The organism is Larkinella arboricola (genome assembly GCF_003259745.1).
Classification (GTDB): domain Bacteria; phylum Bacteroidota; class Bacteroidia; order Cytophagales; family Spirosomataceae; genus Larkinella; species Larkinella arboricola.
On sequence record NZ_QLMC01000003.1, the window covers coordinates 1 to 18,300 of the forward strand.

17 protein-coding genes are annotated in these 18,300 nt (G+C 47.0%); 13 read left to right on the top strand and 4 right to left on the bottom strand.

Going from position 1 to position 18,300, the window contains the following annotated elements:
• Positions 1 to 271, bottom strand: a 271-nt coding sequence (locus LX87_RS11390) for a transposase (RefSeq protein ID WP_146624477.1), incomplete at its 3' end; no start/stop codon positions are given.
• Positions 272 to 493: 222 nt separating this feature from the next.
• Here LX87_RS11390 and LX87_RS11395 point away from each other — a divergent pair.
• Entirely contained in the window at positions 494 to 796 is a 303-nt protein-coding gene (locus LX87_RS11395) for a hypothetical protein (protein WP_111628374.1), read from the top strand.
• Positions 797 to 837: 41 nt separating this feature from the next.
• Positions 838 to 1,032 (top strand): hypothetical protein, encoded by a 195-nt coding sequence (locus LX87_RS11400; protein WP_111628375.1) that lies wholly within the window; start codon positions 838 to 840, stop codon positions 1,030 to 1,032.
• 86 nt (positions 1,033 to 1,118) lie between these two features.
• Here the strand turns inward: LX87_RS11400 and LX87_RS11405 are convergent, their stop codons facing one another.
• Positions 1,119 to 2,090, bottom strand: coding sequence for a hypothetical protein (locus tag LX87_RS11405; RefSeq protein WP_111628376.1), 972 nt, complete (start codon positions 2,088 to 2,090; stop codon positions 1,119 to 1,121).
• Complete coding sequence (locus tag LX87_RS28570) at positions 2,087 to 2,473, bottom strand: hypothetical protein (RefSeq protein WP_146624478.1); 387 nt, start codon at positions 2,471 to 2,473, stop codon at positions 2,087 to 2,089. The genes LX87_RS11405 and LX87_RS28570 overlap by 4 nt, the downstream gene beginning before the upstream one ends.
• Positions 2,474 to 2,758: 285 nt before the next feature.
• Here LX87_RS28570 and LX87_RS11410 point away from each other — a divergent pair, with 285 nt between their 5' ends.
• Both LX87_RS11410 and LX87_RS11415 read left to right on the top strand, forming a co-directional pair.
• Positions 2,759 to 6,514 (top strand): tape measure protein, encoded by a 3,756-nt coding sequence (locus LX87_RS11410; RefSeq protein ID WP_146624479.1) that lies wholly within the window; start codon positions 2,759 to 2,761, stop codon positions 6,512 to 6,514.
• 88 nt (positions 6,515 to 6,602) lie between these two features.
• Entirely contained in the window at positions 6,603 to 6,905 is a 303-nt protein-coding gene (locus LX87_RS11415; protein ID WP_111628378.1) for a hypothetical protein, read from the top strand.
• Between the two features lie 150 nt (positions 6,906 to 7,055).
• Here LX87_RS11415 and LX87_RS11420 read toward each other — a convergent pair whose 3' ends face one another.
• Positions 7,056 to 7,307, bottom strand: coding sequence for a hypothetical protein (locus tag LX87_RS11420; RefSeq protein ID WP_111628379.1), 252 nt, complete (start codon positions 7,305 to 7,307; stop codon positions 7,056 to 7,058).
• 311 nt (positions 7,308 to 7,618) lie between these two features.
• Between LX87_RS11420 and LX87_RS11430 the strand changes: the two genes are divergently transcribed.
• From LX87_RS11430 to LX87_RS11470, 9 genes are all read left to right on the top strand, one after another.
• The gene (locus LX87_RS11430; protein WP_111628381.1) at positions 7,619 to 8,458 is read left to right on the top strand and encodes a DUF4386 domain-containing protein; all 840 of its coding nucleotides are present in this window, start codon (positions 7,619 to 7,621) and stop codon (positions 8,456 to 8,458) included.
• A gap of 132 nt (positions 8,459 to 8,590) precedes the next feature.
• Complete coding sequence (locus LX87_RS11435) at positions 8,591 to 8,803, top strand: helix-turn-helix domain-containing protein (RefSeq protein ID WP_111628382.1); 213 nt, start codon at positions 8,591 to 8,593, stop codon at positions 8,801 to 8,803.
• A gap of 212 nt (positions 8,804 to 9,015) precedes the next feature.
• Entirely contained in the window at positions 9,016 to 9,597 is a 582-nt protein-coding gene (locus LX87_RS11440) for a hypothetical protein (RefSeq protein WP_111628383.1), read from the top strand.
• Positions 9,598 to 9,823: 226 nt separating this feature from the next.
• Positions 9,824 to 11,065, top strand: coding sequence for a phage integrase SAM-like domain-containing protein (locus tag LX87_RS11445; RefSeq protein ID WP_111628384.1), 1,242 nt, complete (start codon positions 9,824 to 9,826; stop codon positions 11,063 to 11,065).
• A 3-nt stretch (positions 11,066 to 11,068) separates the two neighbouring features.
• Positions 11,069 to 11,437 (top strand): LytR/AlgR family response regulator transcription factor, encoded by a 369-nt coding sequence (locus tag LX87_RS11450; protein WP_111628385.1) that lies wholly within the window; start codon positions 11,069 to 11,071, stop codon positions 11,435 to 11,437.
• A 126-nt stretch (positions 11,438 to 11,563) separates the two neighbouring features.
• On the top strand, positions 11,564 to 11,908 hold the full coding sequence (locus LX87_RS11455; protein ID WP_170139349.1) for a LytTR family DNA-binding domain-containing protein: 345 nt from the start codon (positions 11,564 to 11,566) through the stop codon (positions 11,906 to 11,908).
• A 515-nt stretch (positions 11,909 to 12,423) separates the two neighbouring features.
• Complete coding sequence (locus tag LX87_RS11460; RefSeq protein WP_111628387.1) at positions 12,424 to 15,666, top strand: T9SS type B sorting domain-containing protein; 3,243 nt, start codon at positions 12,424 to 12,426, stop codon at positions 15,664 to 15,666.
• 265 nt (positions 15,667 to 15,931) lie between these two features.
• Positions 15,932 to 16,690 carry a hypothetical protein gene (locus LX87_RS11465; protein ID WP_111628388.1) on the top strand — a complete coding sequence of 253 codons (759 nt, stop codon included), beginning with the start codon at positions 15,932 to 15,934 and terminating at the stop codon, positions 16,688 to 16,690.
• A gap of 277 nt (positions 16,691 to 16,967) precedes the next feature.
• Positions 16,968 to 18,131: an outer membrane protein assembly factor BamB family protein gene (locus tag LX87_RS11470; protein WP_111628389.1), complete on the top strand. Its 1,164-nt coding sequence runs from the start codon at positions 16,968 to 16,970 to the stop codon at positions 18,129 to 18,131.
• The last annotated feature ends 169 nt before the right edge of the window (positions 18,132 to 18,300 follow it).

Consider the following 18,300-nt stretch of genomic DNA (forward strand, 5'->3'; position numbering starts at 1 on the left):
TGTCACCTGTTAAGCGTTTTTTACCTGCTTCCAAGAATTCCTTGCTCCAGCGGTAATAAACGTTGGTGTTAAGCCCTTCTCGCCGACAAATTTCAGCGACCGACTGTTCGCCTTGCAGGCCTTCCAGAACGATGCGGATTTTTTCTTCAGCCGTATACTGGCGTCGGGTTTGTCGCTGAATGTCTTTGATAATAGAGAGAGCTGGTTTGCGCTCGGCAGTGGTAGGTGTCTGAGGACGTTTTGCCGAGGAGGCTTTAGCAGAATGGGACATAAGTAAGGAAGTTTGAGTGAAACAAGTTAAACATTTGTCTCCTCTCTTTTCCCCCTTAGTTGTCCACTTTTACTTGACTACATACACGTATTATGACATCAGCAAGCTAACGGATGAGGAGCTTCGGCAGCATATAAAAGAAACGCAGGAGCAGATTAACCATCTGAAAGCATCTATGGAAGATAGTGAATCCTCTTCCGATCTATCCTCAACTGAAAACCCATGAAACGAAGTGACAAAATTACCCTGCTGACCAGTGTCTTAAATGGCCAGGTCAACGGGCTGAAAGCCTTAAAGGCTCAAAACCAGATTCAGAGTATGGTGGCCATTGCTCGATCCGACACTTTTAGGAATCCTTCACCGGATGACCGCGTTTCGCTCTCGACCAGCTACCGCAGCGGCAATAACGTTCGTCAGGAAATGTCTTATGCCCAGTTTCAGGATCACATCCAGAAAAACAAAGGCTTCCTGCTGATCCTGCCCGACAACAAGCGGGGGCGCTTCTTTTCGGAAAAGACGGACTAACCGCCACCGTATTTAATCGAAAACCACTTATCACCCCTGCCATGACCCGATTTGACTATATACAAACCCTGCTGGATGACGGCCGTCCGGAAGGATTGGAGGAAGCTAGGCAACTGCTGTTGGCGGAAATCGATAAGGTTCTGTACAATTCTACCAGTCAACAGGCTGAATACCTTGCCAAGGTATCCTGTGAGCGTTACACTACAAGTCAGCCAAAAATCAAAGACACAACTTAGATAAATAAAAAGAGGCTGGGGCGGAATAGTATTGAAGTCAACAATCGACTTCAATCTTACTTTTTGTATTTAAGGTTATAAGTTTCCTATTGAAACTTATAACCCGCGACAAAGTTAACTTGATTCTTTAGGGAGCGTCCCTCCTGAGAGAAGACGTCGTTTATCTGATAAAATAAGCCTAGTACTATCTGATTCGATACCTTAGTCATATTAACTATTACCCCAACCGATGTATTCGATACCTCATAATCATTCATATGGAATAGTCTATAGTTGCCCCCCAATCCTACTCTTCCTTGTAGGACTACTTGCGGAAAGTAATAGAAATCAGCATTTAATTTAAATCCATCTCCAGCAATATAATTCCCTTCAACGCCTTTCTTTTTGTCTTTTAATATTACAGTTGATGTCTGCGGTGAAGATGTAGTGGACGCCGCCATCGTATACTGTTCAACAGACAATAAATTCTCAAAGTTGCTAAATCCCCCGATTCCAAACGATATGCCATAGATGAATGTGCTGTTTATAATATCTCCATTTGAGTTGGGCCCTTTTAGAAATGGCGAAGAGGCAAATCCGTTAATACCAGCCGAGAACTGTAATACGCTAAAAGTTTTACTATCGAAATCAGTCAAACCCGCTCTCTGGAGAATATTGTGCTGCGCTCGGCTGTATCTACCAGTTATAAACCATGTTGTATTCTGATCAGGTTTTGGGTTGGCGACAAAGGCTCGCCGGTAAAATCCGGTAATATCCACACCAATTTTTAATTTGCCATTATCCAGTACCGAACTAACCCCCTCTGTTGCCTTTGTTTTGATATTACCTCCAAACTCAACTTGTGGCTTATAGACAGAGACTCCTTTCACTTCTTTAACATTTCTAGTGGCTTTTGAAAGCTGAAAACCAATGCTTGCGTCACCAGAGTTAAGAAAAAGAGCGTTATCACCTGTTTGTATAGATGTTTCACCTGCTTTATCCTGAAAGATTGGGCCCTGAGCAAAACCAAACACTGCTGAGACAATGACAGTGAGTAGGGTGAGAACATATTTGTTCATAGTGCAAGTGAGCTACAATCCGGCTTTACTGAGGTGCTTTTCTCTGAGAAGCCAGCTCCAGAATCGCCTGTAAAACCATCCTCTGTAAATACATTACATTTTATTTTTCCGTTACCGTCGGAGTTGTCTACTTTGAATACATAGTCGACGCGTCCTGGCGCTTGACATGACATTGCTATTTGAAGCAGCCCTGCAACTGAAATCTTAACACTTTTACCCTTATTTCGCCAAGTTTTTTTCCCGTCACTAGAAACCAACGAAATAGCCCGGCCTTCTAAAGAAATACTGGGATTCTCTAATGGTCCCTCACCAGTTATTACACACTTGTAGAAAAAATCCGGCATAAATAGATTATGATTTAAGGGAGTGGCTAATGGGCTCAAAAGTAAAGGGGTGTTTCCTTTAATGGTAGGGGATTTATCCCGTATAATCAAATATGCCAGCAAGGAAGACGTAATTTGTGAGAATTTATTACAGAGTGCCTCTTAGATTCTGTCGACCATTGATAGCTTAAGAAGCTGGTAATACACAATATTTACCTTCGACCCACCTTTTGCTTTATTTTGATTTAACTCCTCCTGCTATTTTGTATCTTCGCCTACCTCCCTACCGGACTGGGAAACCGCACATCTTTCTCCCTCGGCGCACTCTGGCGTCTCAGTCCCTTTATGGCTAAATCCAATCAAACCCTCTTTGAGGACCTGTTGCCGGGTTTTCAAGACGTCCTCGGCGGCATTAACAAGTTAAAAGATGCCAACGAGAGCTATGGCAAATCCGCTGTAGCCATCAATGAGCAGATTGCTAAATCTCAACAGAAGCTAAAAGAAGAGTTGCTCGCCTACAAAGAGCAGGTCTTAAGTCTGAATGCCGCCCATAAGAAAGACCAGCAGGAGCTGATGGGCCTAAAAGACCTCGTTACCCGAACGACCACCGCCTACAAAGAACAAACCGCGGCTATCAAGCAGAATGAAGCCATTGCCCAGAATAACATTCAGATCGTTTCCGAGATGGAAAAACGACTGAAGGCGCTGGGCGATGAGTACCGTAAGCTCGACCTGACCCAGAAGGAGGACATTAAGCGTAAGAAAGAAATCGAGCGCGAATTGATCCAGACGACTAAAGCGTCTGACCAACTCCTGAAAGCCACGCAGCGGGCAACCCAGACCAACAACGCTGCGGCTGGCTCCTATGATGCCCTCTCCAAGCATCTAAGCGAAATGCGGGCACGGCTCAAGTCCATGCCCGGTGCTTTTAACGAGGCTACCGGTGAATTAAACGAGTTTAACCGGGAAGCGGTCGAACTGAGCAAGGACATTGCCAAAGCCGACAAAGCCCTAAAGGGAATGGATGCCACAATGGGCCAGTTTGGGCGCAACGTGGGTAACTATCCTGAAAAAATGGGGAGCTTTTCCAGCAGCATCGGCGGCATGGTCAAAGGGCTGTTTGCGCTGGAAGTGGTTACGCAGGTTGGTGAACGGATTATCGAGTTTGGTAAAGACGTTTTTGAAATCACCGCCAAGTTTGAAAAGTACAACGCCATTCTGAAAACGACGCTGGGCAGCACCGAAGCCGGGGCCGCTGCCTTTGCCATGATTCAGGAGTTTGCGGCCAAAACCAACTTTGGCGTCGATGAACTGACTGATTCGTACATCAAGCTGGCAAACCGGGGTCTGCGCCCGGGCCAGACGGAGCTCATGAAAATGGCTGACGTCGCCAACGCAACCGGTAAACCGATGGGTGATCTGGTGGAGGCCATCAACGACATTAACAATACCGAGCGGTGGAATGAGTTTGGTATCAAGGTTAAAACCAACGGCGATAAGGTGACTATGACCTTTAAAGGGGTCACTAAGGAGGTTGAAAGGACCGAGGCCGGAATCATGTCGGCTATTACGGCCTTTGGGGAGATGCCGGGGGTAATGGGTATGACCGCCGAGATTTCCGGCACACTGGATGGGCAGGTATCTAACCTGGGCGACAACTTTGACCGGTTAAAATCTACCATTGGCGGTGATCTGAAAGGGGTGTTTAGCGACATCATTAACGTGGCCAACATTCTGATAGAAACCTTTATTCAGGTCTGGCAGGGGACATTGCCCATCCGAGAAGCGTTCGGGCTGGTCGTTGACACCATTGGGGAATTGATCGGTGATATTTTCGACCTGGTCAAAAGTATGCTTTTCCTACGGGAAGATTCCAACAAGACCATTGGCATCATGGACATTCTCACCTTTGTCTTTAAGGCGGTCGCTTCATCCATGATTGCATCCATTACGGCTATCCGCATGGTGGTCGGAGCCTATGACATTCTGCTCAATAAGGCCAAACAACTGGCCAACTTTTTCGGAGCCGACTTTAAGATTGATACCAGTGCGACATGGGATAATCTGGTCAAGGAGGCCCAGAAGGCAGCCGCCCGCATTGATCAGGTATGGGCGGGCACCTCCACAACACCTACACGGCCCAACTCTGCCACACCCGCGCCGTCACTGGGTGGTGGGGGTACAGGCTCCAGTAAACCTGCGCCGGATAAGGGTAAAGAGATGCAACAGGAATTGGACCGCAACCGGGATGCGGTGGAACGTAAATTAAAACTGCTGGAGCTTCAGTTTGAGAAAGGGGTCATCAGTGAGCAGCAGTACAATGAGCGTAAGCACAAAATACAGGTCGATGGGGTCAATAGGGAGATTGCCATTTTGAAGAAAGGCGGTAAGGAAAAAGAGGGCGAGATTCGGGACGCTAATAACCGGTTGCTGGCGCTGGAAGTGGAGCGGGTGAAAAATGATAAGCAGGCGGCTGAAAAACGGTTAAAAGACAACATTGATAAGCAGAAAACGGCGACTGAAAAGCAACTGTCTGAACTCGAATTGGCGTACAAAAAAGGCCAGATGACCGAGGCCGAATACATTGCAGGACGGGCCAAAATTGAGCAGGAGGGTCAGCACCGGATTCAAAAGCTACTGATTGCAGCCGGTAAACAGAAATCCGACGAGTACGCCGAAACCGAAATCAAGCTCAATGACATTGCTGCCAAATACCATGAGGAACGCTACCGGCTGGAGGGTGAAGCCTGGAAGAAAACGGTTGACCAGGCTAAGGAGGCCTTAAAAAACGTTGGTGATGCTCAGTCGGACGCACTGGAGAGTCGGATTCAGGATATGGAGGTGCAATTTGCTGAGGAGGAAAAAGAGATCAACATCAATTACGCCCGTCGAAAGATAACCGAGGCCCAGCGCAACGAGCAGCTACACAACGCCCGGCTACGGTTTTTGAATCAATTGACCCAATCGATTGAATCATCTTATCAGGATCAGACCGCAGCCATTTATCAGGATCAGACCGCAGCCATCACCAAAGCCTACGATGACCAGATTAAACGGCTGGAAGAGTGGAAGAATACTCACACCCTAACGGTCCAGCAGAAAGCGGATGCAGAGGTAGAGATTGAGCGTCTCAAGCAGGAAAAGCTTAAGAAGCTGGAGGAGGAAGAGAAAAAGCGGAAAAAGGAGCTGGCTGATGCGAAAGTTGAAATCGCTCAGGAAGGGACAAAAAAAGAGGAAGATGATGCGGACGCTAAGAAGAAGGTCAAAGACGAAAAATTAGAGGTAGAGCAGCAGTATTTCCGCATGGCCAGCGATGCCGTCAATGGCTATTTTGAACTGGTTCAGGCCGGTCGGGAAAAAGAACTCGCTCAACTGGAAGCCCAGAAGCAGCATGAGTTGGAAATAGCCGGTGACAACGACGAAGCCAAGAAGGCCATTGAAAAACGTTACGAAGAGCGTCAGAAGCAACTACGGCGTAAGCAGGCGATTGATGAGAAGCTTCAGGCCCTATTCTCGATTGCAGTCGATACCGCGCAGGCGATTGTTGCCTCCGCTGAAAAACCCCTGCTGATTCCGGGCATCATTGCGCTGGGAGCCATACAGGCCGGCATTGTTGCCGCCCGACCGATTCCAGCCTACCGTGACGGAAAGAACCTTGGCACGCTCGACCGGTACGAAGGCCCGGCGCTGGCGGGTGAAGCGGGCCGGGAGTTGTGGTTTCACAACCGGGGTGTTAACCTGCTGAGTAGTCCAACGATGATTGATGTGGGCAAAAATGATGTGATTTTGCCTAACCAATTGACCGAGCAGCTACTTTCGGATAATCGGGCCTTTGAAGCGCAGGCGGTTTTGCATCAGGTAGCAAGGCAAGAAGCTGACTGGCGCCGGGTCAGCGAAGACAAAATGCGCTATCAGGCTCAGGTGATGGCCATGAGTCAGCAGGGACTGCCCTCGGCGGAAGCCATCGGCAAATCCGTGGCGGACCAGTTGCAAAAGCTGCCCTTTGATAAGATCGAATTTGATGAGCGCGGTTTTAACCGGTCGATCGTTGAAGGCAGCAATCGACGTCTTCAGCAACAGAAAAAGCATCGGCTTTCCTAAATAATCTTTCTTCGTAACGGCGGTAGGTAAGGCCTGATCCGGCAAAACTGGCCGCCGTTTTCCTACCAGCCTATCCACCTTATTCTTCATGATCCTTTACAAAGTCAAAGTACACCTGCCCGATACCCAGGTGGTTCGGCAAGTGGGCGGCCGGATTTTCACGGTAACGCTCACGAACTGGACTTTCGTCAGTGCTGCGGCCCGGGAGCTGGTGGGCCGCTCGCAGAAAAAGCAGGAGGAGTTTACGTTCTTCTACCGGAACTGTAGCTACGTCGATGGTTCAAACTGGGTGCCGCAACAGATCGATTCGTTTGTGACCAAACAGGAGCTGGAGCTGCCCTTGAATTACCAGGTGTTTTCCCGGGAATATGACTGGGCACCGATGCCTTAAGTTTTTGCCTCGATATCCACCGGACATCAAGACCGCTGTCCGTGAGGCCTACCAAAATCGCGGAGTTGCCTGCCAGGTTTAAATAAGACGTTCTGTTATGCAAAAAGCCGCTTTCTGATATTGAGAGCGGCTTTTCTGTGACTTATCTGTTTAAAAACCTCCCAGATACTTAAAATAAAAAAGCGAGTCCTGCTCCTTTACAAAAGCAAACCTTGCGGTCAATTCCCTGTCAGTCCTTTTGTCGACAAACGGCACAGTCATTTCTATGTCCATCTTAACTTTTTTCAAAGCATTGCCCTTTTCTTTTACTATATCTCTCAATTCCTCAGCGATGAAAGAGACGTTCTCAGCGCCAAAATCAGCGAGTAATTGAGGTTGATTGGTAACGACTACAGTTTGCATAATAATTGGTTTGGTTAGGCTTTCAATCTAATAAAAAATCCCCGCACTCTTCATGGCTAAAAAGGCTCCTCTACTTTTCAAAGTCATTCAGCTTCCGGCTCCGCCGGGGTTAGTTCGAGCTATCAAGCCCAAAAAGGTGTTTTCTTGTTCGGCGCCGTCCTGTCAGATCGGAACTGATTGGGACGCTGGTGCGAAAGCGGAATTCTACCGGCTTATCATAATCAGTAGATAGTAAAGGCACATGTTAGAAGAGGCTTTGTGTATTGACAAAAAAGGATAGTGTTTCAGTTTGAATTCGCTTTATTTAGAAAATGCTTGACCGCACTAGAAAGGTTTTTATCCTCGTGATACAGCTTGGTAGAGGTTACTCAATAGGCTGTCATCTGGTAGCCCTTAAAACCGACAAGCGATTACTCCTAACTCTATTCCCCAGCAAACCCATGGTCGACACCTCGAAGCCCGCTCCCCAAATCTCGCTCCAAACGGCCGCCTTACTCGCCGGGTCTGCCGTGCTGATCATGGTCTTTGCTATCCCATTTGCGGAATTCGCGGTGTATCAAAAGCTGGTTGTGCCCCAGAAGCCCGCCGAAACCATCCAAAACATTCGGGCGAATCTGCCTCTGTTTCGGACCGGTATCCTGTGCTATTTGATCACCTTTTTTTGTGATGTGCTGGCAGCCTGGGCACTCTACCTCTTTCTTAAACCAGCCCATGAACAACTCTCTCTGCTGACGGCATGGTTACGGGTGGTGTATGCAGCCGTTAACCTTACCGTGCTTTTGAATCTGGTGACAGTCTTACGCTTGTTGACGCCGACCGATTATGTAACCGTCGTAGATGCTGAGCAGTTGCAAACTCAGGTGATGCTTTCGCTCCGGAGCTTTCGAAGCGGCTGGTCCTTTACGTTCAATCTATTTGGTATTTACCTGTGCCTGCTAGGTTATCTGGTTTTCCGGTCAAACTATATTCCGGGCTTGCTCGGGATCCTGCTGGCCATTGCAGGTTTAGGCTATTTAATCGATAACATAAGGCCCTTTGTCGTTCCAGATTTTGTGATTAATTCGACCCTGATTCTCATTACTGGCGCGTTTGAAGTGGTTTTTGTGGGTTGGCTTCTCATCAAAGGTACCCGGATTGAGCAACCTGCTTAGGAAAGTCTGTGTTGAGCCTGAGTGCCGATCACTCGGTCTTTTTACCGTTTAATCAGCCTATAAGCTGTTTTTGGCTCATTATGCCTAGGTTTAGGCTTCACATCTTACCTTTGAAGCAAAATGATCAGCCAGATGCCCCAAACCCCAGAAGAGATCGGTCAATTGATTAAACAGCTTCGTAAAGCTAGGGGGTTGACCCAAGGAGAGCTTGGAGAAAAAATGGGAATCAAGAAGTCAGCTGTGGCTTTATATGAAAAAGGCAGAAACGGTTTTACGGTCGATACGCTCAACAGGTTTGCAGAAGCATTTAACGCTGATTTAAAAATAGAAATCATACTAAAGTAGCTTCTATTTTTTTGTCTTAAAAGTTTGCAATATTGCAAACTTTAATTACATTTGTATTACCAAAACGGCTGAAATCAGAAAAAGCGATATAGAACCGATGAGGTTGCCCGCTGGACTGTACGAAGCAAGCCAATAATAAATAAAAACCCTACGCTGCTCTGCCAGGATACAAGCGTAGGGACATGTGCTACAATTTAACCTGAGAAGATCAAATGAACACTGAGCAAAGCTACGAAAACGTAGCCCCCGGCGCAACTGCGCCCCAAAAAACCACTCTCTTCAACGCCAACCGGTCTAAGATTCACATCTCTGATCCCTTGCGTGATAATTTAAGCGACCCCCAGACCGTTCACCGCTACCGCACCATGTTACGAAGCTGGTTTCTGGGCTACCTCGAATATCCCGATGACCAACTTAATTCGGCTGGCCTGGAGGAAAATTCCGACTTCTATGAAGTCCTGGACTACTGGCTGGCTCAAGTGATGGAACTGCACCTGAACTGGTATCAGGAGCCAGCATATGCCCGGCATCAGCAAGCCGAAGACAACCCGGAGTCGGGCCCATTCATCGTAGATGCGGAGCCCTTCCTCGACCAGATTCGAGACCTGTTGGACAAACAGAATACGCTGGCAGATAAACTGCAGAAGGCGGCTTCAATGCAGAAGACGGATAGGGAGACCGAAAACGACACGCTCAAGCGACTCGCAGCTATCAACACCGATCTGATGCAGTGTTGGAAGATGCTGGCCAAACTCAAAGGGCTCATCCCTGATTCAGCACCGGAGAACTCTTAAGCAGCCTCTGCGCGTCTATTCGAATCGTCTTTGCCCCGGTTCTTCGCCGGCCGGGGCACGGTTTCTCACTCTACCCTCTGCCGGCCTACGGCGGTGAACAGGCTTTTCGTGGCTTGTTTAACCGCCCGAACCGGCCTTTCCAATCTATTTTCTACTATATCCATTTGATCACTGATTATGAAAACAAGTCAAATCGGGCCCCTGGCCGTCCAGAAAGGAGGAAACCATGAAAGTCTTTAATGAGGTCAAGGTCAACTTCTGGCTGCGCCGTCAGCGCCCCTGCAAACGCTACAGCACCCGGTTAGGCAAATGTCCCGTTATGTTTAACATCACCGCCAGCGGGGTAAAATCCAAAGACTGCCGAGCAGAGGTCTACTGCTTACCTTACGACTGGGATCACAATACCCACCCCTCCGATGTGGCTCAGCGCATTCAGCGGATTGAGGAATCTGTCAACCAAATCAATGCCCGCTTTGAGTTTCTCAACATCACCGCAACCGGTCCGATGATTCTCAAAGACCTAACTGCTAAAGCTCAGAAAGCAATCCTGCTGCTGACGGTTGCCGACGAATTTGTCAAAAGCAAAAAGGGAAAGGGAGCCAAAGGGACCTATGGGCATTATTGTTGCCGGTATCGAAATCTGGAGCGCTACTTGGTTGAGAAGCTGAAAAACAGCGCGGTAACGCCATTTGAGGTCAATAATCGGTTTTTAATGGATGCCGAATCCTACTACCGAGATGAGTATATCACTCAGAAGGGGGGGCGAAAGGGTTTGGGTATTCTGGCCCTCAAGCAGCAGATTGACTTTATCAAGGCGGTGATGGTTTACGCCCAGCAGCGCGACTACATCAGCCAGAACCCAACGATAGCCTACCGGGTCGATGTCTCCAGTTGGAAGCCCAAAAAAACCTATTTAACCCAGGAGGAGTTAGAGCGATTTCGTAGCGCCGAAATTACGGACGAACAAATCCGTAGAGCGGTCGATATCTTTTTGTTTCTGTGTGAGACGGGTATGTCCTACTGTGATTATGTACGTATGGAAAACGACTGGATTAAGCCACTAGGTGAAATGGAATTACCGCTCGATATTCGGGTCAAAGTCAACCTAAATGAAAAATGGCTGGTCGGGATGCGTAAGAAAAGTAAGGTTCAATTTGCCGTGCCCATTTCAACCGAGGCTCAGCGGTTATTGACCATCTACGGCGGAGCGTCCAACATGCCCAAGTTTATGGACCTCAATGATGTAAACATTCTTGTTCGGGGGGTAGCTCAAATGGTTAAAATTAAAAAACACCTGACCTCCTACGTGGCCCGCAAGACGTTTGCGCACTACTGGCGCAACCGGGCCGGATTGTCTAGCAAAGCAGCCAGCCGGTTAATGGGTCACTCGACCGACACGATGATTAATCATTATGCAGACGTGCAGGTAGAGGCAGCCATTCGGGAAGTCTACGCCGGAATTGCCTAAAACATGGAAGCTGTACGAAATACGAGTACGTCCCGGCCTGTTCGGTTGGGCGTACTCACCCTGAAAATTGACGATCAGGGCAACTGGATACCGATTCATGAGATTGTACGGATAGAAGGGCTATCTAACTACTGTCGTGTTTATACGACAAGCGGGCAGGTATACAGAATTGCCATTACGCTGCGCAAAGCCGGTAAGCGACTGTCCGAGTTCTGGCGGGCGCATTACAGCCACCTGGTCAACCCTAACCATATTTTGCACGTCAGAGGGACCAAAAGCAAAGGACGCTTGGCTACATTGACAACGGGTGAGGCAATTCCCGTTGCCCGGCGCCGGGCTGAATATACCGCCGACGCACGTAAAGCCAGGTAACCGCTTCAGCGGAGTCTAATTTCCCTCCAATCTACGATCACTAATAATAGCGGGGCCTTGACAAGGTTACTCCGAGGCCGTGCCAGTTTGTGGTATACAATGTCCAAAGCCAAAATGAGCAAGTTTATGAATTCTATTAATCAACGTTCTGTTGACCACGTTCGGTTGGGGATGCTGACGCTAACAATTGGCGCACATGCCGACTGGATTCCCGTTCATCAAATCGTACGGGTGGAGGGAGCGGGCAACTACAGCCGCATCTATACCCAAAGCGGTCAGGTGTATCTGGTTGCGGTGACGCTGCAGAAGGTGGGTGAACGCTTAGTCGAGTTCTGGCGGGCGCATAAATCACACCTGGTCAATCCGGATTATATTCGGCTGATTCGCAAGTCACCACAGGGTCGGTTTGCGCACTTAACCACGGGTGAGGCCGTTCCGGTGGCACGCCGGGTTACGCGCTATCCGGATTGAGTGGGTGATTTCAAGTACCACTCTTCAGCAATGTAAAAACCCGGCTTCGGGCCGGGTCCCTTTTCTTTCACCCCAACTTTATCCAGCCATGCGATTCAAACCTATTTATTGCCGGTTCTGCCAGTGGGTGGACCGCAACGACAATCATGCTTTAATAATTTACCTGATCGTTTACGGTGCTCCTGTCGGCTTCCTTTGCTTTTTCGTATGAGCCGATTCTAGTACTGTTCTGGGAGAGGTATTAGTTACAATATCTATTTTTACTAGTGCTTAGAAGCCGTTCAGAAGCTATGGATGCTACTATTTGACTGGTATTCATAGCTTCTAAATACATAAATGAGAGTTTGCCCATTGATCCTTAAAATAATAGTTAATAATATAGGGTGGAGCTTTGCTATAACAGCTTTAAACTATAATCTCATAAGTAAATATATAAGCTGAATATACAATATAAATAAAGAGATATAATAGAAGTACATACGTGTTAATTAATACATAATCATAATAGAATATATATGCGTTTGTCTTTACTTCTTTTTCTTCTTTTCCTATCATCTCTGTCCCATGGCCAATCTTCAAAAAGGGCCAATATTTGGTACTTTGGTTATAATGCAGGTTTAAACTTTAACAGTGGCTCACCGCTACCCTTGACTGATGGTAAATTGCGTAATTGGGAAGGTTGCGCATCCATTTGTGATGAAAATGGAGGTCTGCTATTCTATTCGGACGGACAATCTGCCTGGAATAAGAACCATCAAATTATTCCAGGTGCAGTAAGATTAGGGGGGGACAATTCTTCTTCCCAATCTGGAATCATTGTTCCTTATCCAGGCAAGTCAAATCTTTATTATGTATTTTCAGTCGATAAGGAAGGTGATTCAGGTGGTGTGCAATGTGCACTTATCGATATGAACCTGAATGCTGGGTTAGGAGGCGTCGTCTTCAAAAACAACTCTTTACTAACTAGAGCAACCGAAAAACTAACGGCCGTTAGGCACTGTAATAACCAAGATTTTTGGGTGATAATGCATGAATGGCGTACCGATAAATTCAGATCCTATCTGGTCAACAGTAACGGCTTAAATTCTTCCTATGTCGAAACTGCAATCGGTACTATTGATAATAAAAAAGGGATTGGGTATTTAAAAGCCTCAAGTGATGGAAAAAAACTTGCTCAAGCATTTTGGGAAATGGGAATATTTGAATTATACGATTTTGATAATACTACCGGCAAGATTTCGAACTCAAGAACACTTCAATCCAGTGACTTTCGTCATGCATACGGGGTAGAGTTTTCGCAGGACAACAAGCTATTATATGTAAGCGTAGCAGAAGAGCGAACATTGTACCAACTTGATATTACCCAAACGAACGTGCAGCAAATAGCAGATTCAAAAGTTTTACTATTTGATGCAAGACCATTAAGAGTGCCCAAAGTAGGTGCGTTACAAATGGGAACGGATGGGAAGATTTATCATGCCCTAGACGAATACGGTCACTTGGGGATAATTAATCAACCAAGTGTAAAAGGGCTGGGATGCCGTTACGAGCCTAATGGTGTTTCTCTGTCTGGGAAAAAAAGCGGCATTGGTTTGCCCAATCTCATTACCAGTTACTTTATTGAACCCCTTACTGTCACTATCTCCACTAAGTCTGATGCATTAGGTTGTAATGATATTCTGCTACAAGCAAGCACTGCGGATACATCTGAATATCGTTATCAATGGCTTAAAAATAATCAGGCAATAGCGGGCGCCCAAAGCCCAACCTGGAAGCCAACAGAATCCGGGCAATACCGGCTGCAGATTGAAACCAAGAAGTGTGTGCCACAGCAAGCCGAATCGAATACATTGGACATCAAACTTCTCGAACTGAATCCGGCCAGCGCAATGAAGACCTGCAGCACCTTCCTGCTTTCAGCCAATGCCAACAGCCATGTGCAATGGAGCGGCCCGGGAATCACCACTGCTCAGTCCACCCAGGATACCGTAACGGTCGCGGTCACTACCAAGACGGTTTACCACGTAAAGACGTTCAGTCAAACTGATCCAGGCTGTTTTATCGAAAAAGAAATTACAATTGAACAGCAGGAGACGCCAAAGATTACCGCGATTACGCCTAGTCAACCCCAGTGCGGTGATTCAAACGGAACTTTAATTGTTTCGGCCGCGGGCGGCACCGGTACGCTGAGCTATTCGCTGAATGGGACGGATTATAAAACGGTTAATCAGTTTGACAAGTTGCCGGGCGGAGAATACACCGTAACAGTTAAAGATCAAAATCAGTGTTTAGTAGCACAAACCATATCGCTGGATAAAACCGTCAAATTGCAAATGCGGGAACTGGTGGTCATTCCAGCCGCTTGCGGAAAAGACAACGGCAGTGTGCAGATCAAAAGCTATGAAGGGAATGGTACGCTTAGCTATTCCATTGATGGAATCAATTACCAACCAACCGGGGTCTTTAACAATCTCAAAGTGGGCAGCTATACAGCTTCGGTTAAGGATCAGACGGGTTGCACTGACTCACGAACCGTAACCATTTCTTCTGCCGAACGGCCCAAAATTACTCAGACGACAATTCAACCGGCTACCTGTGGGCAAGCCAACGGTAAATTCACACTGCAAGTGACCGGCACACAACCTTTTCAGTACGAACTTAACGGAGTGGCCGTTTCGTCGCTGGCCGAGGTTGCCAACTTGGCTGCGGGTACTTATCAGGTGGTGGTTCGCGATGCGAATTTTTGTCAGGTGGATACGAGTATTGTGGTCGCTCAGCAGGGAGCGCCCACAATCAGCAAGATTACCGCCATTGACCCCTCCTGTGGACGCCCCAACGGCGAGTTAAGTATCACGGCCCAGGGTAATCCTGAACCGTTGCAGTACTCCATTGATGGCAACACGTTTCAAACCGGCTCCTTTTTCAAGAATCTGCCGCCGGGCACTTACTCCATTCTGGTCAAAGACCCTAACGGGTGTCTGACGCAGGATCAGGCAACGCTTAGCCCATCGTCCCCGCCAGCTATTCAACAGGTCGATGTACTAGATACCAGTTGTGGAAAGGACAACGGCAGTCTGACGGTGACAGCCCAGTCAAGGTCCGGTTCGCTACAATACAGCATCGACAGCCTGGTTTATCAGTCCAGTGCGGCTTTTAATGACTTAAAAGCTGCTTTGTATACCGTTTTCGTCAAAGACGACAAAGGCTGTGTAGTGACCAGTACAGCTCAGATTCAGGCGAGTACTGCCCCGCAGATCACTCAGATTTGGCCGGAGCCAACGGACTGCAAAGTTAATACCGGTAGGCTTTTTGTCCGAGCCACGGGTGAAGGGGAATTGAGCTATACGATTACCGGCAGGGCCGCCCAAAAGGATTCCATTTTCAAAGATCTTTCCCAGGGCACCTATGAGATTGAAGTGCGCGACAATCAAAATTGCTGGGTAAGGCAAACCGCCACCGTGGAGGAGAGTTGTCAAACCTTCGTGCGGATGCCGGACGCCTTTACGCCTAACGGAGACGGTACGAATGATTTGTTGGATGTGTTTACTGATTCGATAACGGATTTTGAACTTCGGATTTTTAATCAATGGGGTGAAGTAATCTTTGTTTCGAATGATCCAGAACAAAAATGGGATGGAAAGTATCGCGGACAAGCTTACCCGCCGATGGTCTATACGTATACGGTAGCCTACAAGAGTTTAAATACTCCCGAGCGGCCTAAAGTATTAAAACAGGGCTGGATTCAGCTAATGAGATAACAGGAACAGGCATCAGAACCATCAGCAGATAAAAGGCAGCAACAAACAAATGAAGAACGATTCGGCTCATCAGTATAACCGGTTTCTATCAAAAGTATCGATGGAACGGCAAATGGAAAACTTCTCAGAATACGGTATTTAAAAGCATTGTCTATAATTCTATTCCTCTGAGGGTTTGATAGGAACTAGCTATTCAAAATTACACCTTAGTCTTGGATTTGAAAAGAGTAAAAAAAGAGCAAAATTTGTAAAAAGATCGATTAGAATGAAGTTCGTTTACAGTCTGTTGCTTGTTCTACTACTCTGCCAATGCAACCGAGAGCCTGCCCCCACTCCTAAATTACTTAAGAAGCTTACCGTCAGCGGAGCCGTCTTTGAATTCTCATATAAAGATAATAAACTTTCTTCGCTGGTATGTACCAAGGCCGATGAGTATGGGATTATCAACATTACTCGCTCCCCGAATGGCCATCCTTTAAGAATAACCGCTAATCGCAATGGGTTTATGGTCCTTGATCATTCTTTCGAGACGGATAGCCAGGGGCGGATTACCAAAATTATCCGTAAGGGTAATTTATTGTTCACCAATCGGTATGACTCACAAGGAAACCTAACCGCTCAGACCGCTTCTGTTAATAGCCAACCAGGGTCTGTACTTTACTACACGGGTCAGAACATGACCACCTACGAATATGATCTTGGCGGAGGCAATCTAACTAGGAATGGCTATATCATCACTCAATTTGATGACTATCCCAACCCTCTATACGAACTGAATGCCGCCAACGGTTTTATCTTTCCGCTGAAAATCCAGGTTTATCTCAGCCTCTTTTTAGAGGACTACTACAACGTTTTTACCCGAAACAATCAACTGGTTCTGTTTAACCGGGGTAACGGCAAGACCGTATTCCGCTATGAGTATGAATATGAGAACAGCCTGCCTATCAAGCGCAAAGTCTTCAAGCCAGGGCCCAATGACACCATGATCGAAGATGTTGCCAGCCAAGTTCTCTACGAATATTGAGCAGTTTATTGATAAGGCTGCATACTGCTAGTCAATCAGAATATATGAAAGCTAGCGCAGGGGATGCAAACTCACCGCCTGAACCGCCACTTTTTCACCTGCCTCTCATTTTATTACTCGGACACATCCAGACCATTCGACTTAAAATCACACATAGATAGTCGGTAATCCCCACTTGGTACGGTGATTGTGGAAAGGTTAAATCCCATATAACCAGTAATTAGCTTTAAAGAAAAAGCAGAGTCTAACAAACCTCTACAAAGAAGAATAAAATAGCATGCGCGTATTACTTTCATTTCTACTGCTTGGCTACTTACTCACAGGCTGCAAGAAACAGTCAGATATCGAAAAAGAGCCTGATACTATCGTTTACTTCACAAGCCGAGGAGGAAGTTTGTATGCGCTTGATGCGTTGACGGGAACTCAGCGATGGAAATGCTTATTGGACTCAGTCTATAACGTGGGCGGCTACATACCTAACTTGAACATCTCCTCCCCGATCTTTGAAAAGGGAATCCTTTATGTAGGCCATTCTAATGGTAGTCTATATGCCGTGGATGCGAAGACAGGCACTAAGAAATGGGAATATAAAGCAGAGGCATCCATTCATTCTTCACCCACCGTTGCCAACGGAATTGTCTATGTAGGAAGCAACGACAAGAATCTCTATGCCATTGATGGGATCACAGGGAAGAAACGGTGGGCTTATACCACAGGCGACTGGGTCTACTCCAGCCCTGCAGTCGTTAACGGAGTGGTTTATGTTGGCAGTCTGGACAATAGGTTGTACGCCCTGGATGCCTTGTCAGGCGTTAAAAAATGGGAGTTTGATACGGGTAGTGCTATTTACTCGAGTCCAACGGTTGAAAATGGTCAGGTGTATATTTCCAGTACGCTGGACGTTGACGCTATTCTTACTGGTATAACTGGAAAAGTCTTTTCCATCAATGCTGCTTCCGGCGTAAAAAGATGGGAGTACGTAAGAGAAAGATACGCGAAATCCAGACTAGTAAGTCCAATTATCTATAACGGGGTTTTGTATACGGCTGGAGACATCATGGTGCAAGCTGTTGATGCCACAAATGGAACCAAAAAATGGGAGTTGGATCTGCGTAATGATTTTTCTTCTAGTCCGGTGATTGTTGATAGTACCTTGTATATAGGCCGCAACGACGGCCAAAGTATGGTGGCTATCAATATCAACACGGGTACGAGAAGATGGAGAACGTTTACCAATCCATATGATACTGTATGCAGTCCTGTAGTAGCCAATGGGCTGGTTTACTTTGGAGGCCCCGAGGACTTCTACGCCCTGGATGCAGTTAGAGGTCATCTTAAGTGGCAATTTAAGGCGGGAAGCTATGTTTGTTCAAACGCCTTAGTAGTTAAAAATGGCGAGGTTTACGGAGCCTATTCAACGGATAGTGGCACTAGAAATTAAGGATTGGTAAAAACAGAACTTATGGCTTCATTGCAAACCCGTTGGGCTATCCAGGGTATTCATTATCACTTCCGGTGGAAAAAAAAGAGCCAGGAGCCAGCCCCGTTACTGTTAACAAAAACGGGCAGGATACGCCCCTGCCCGTTTAATGGTGATCCTTTGGCACTTT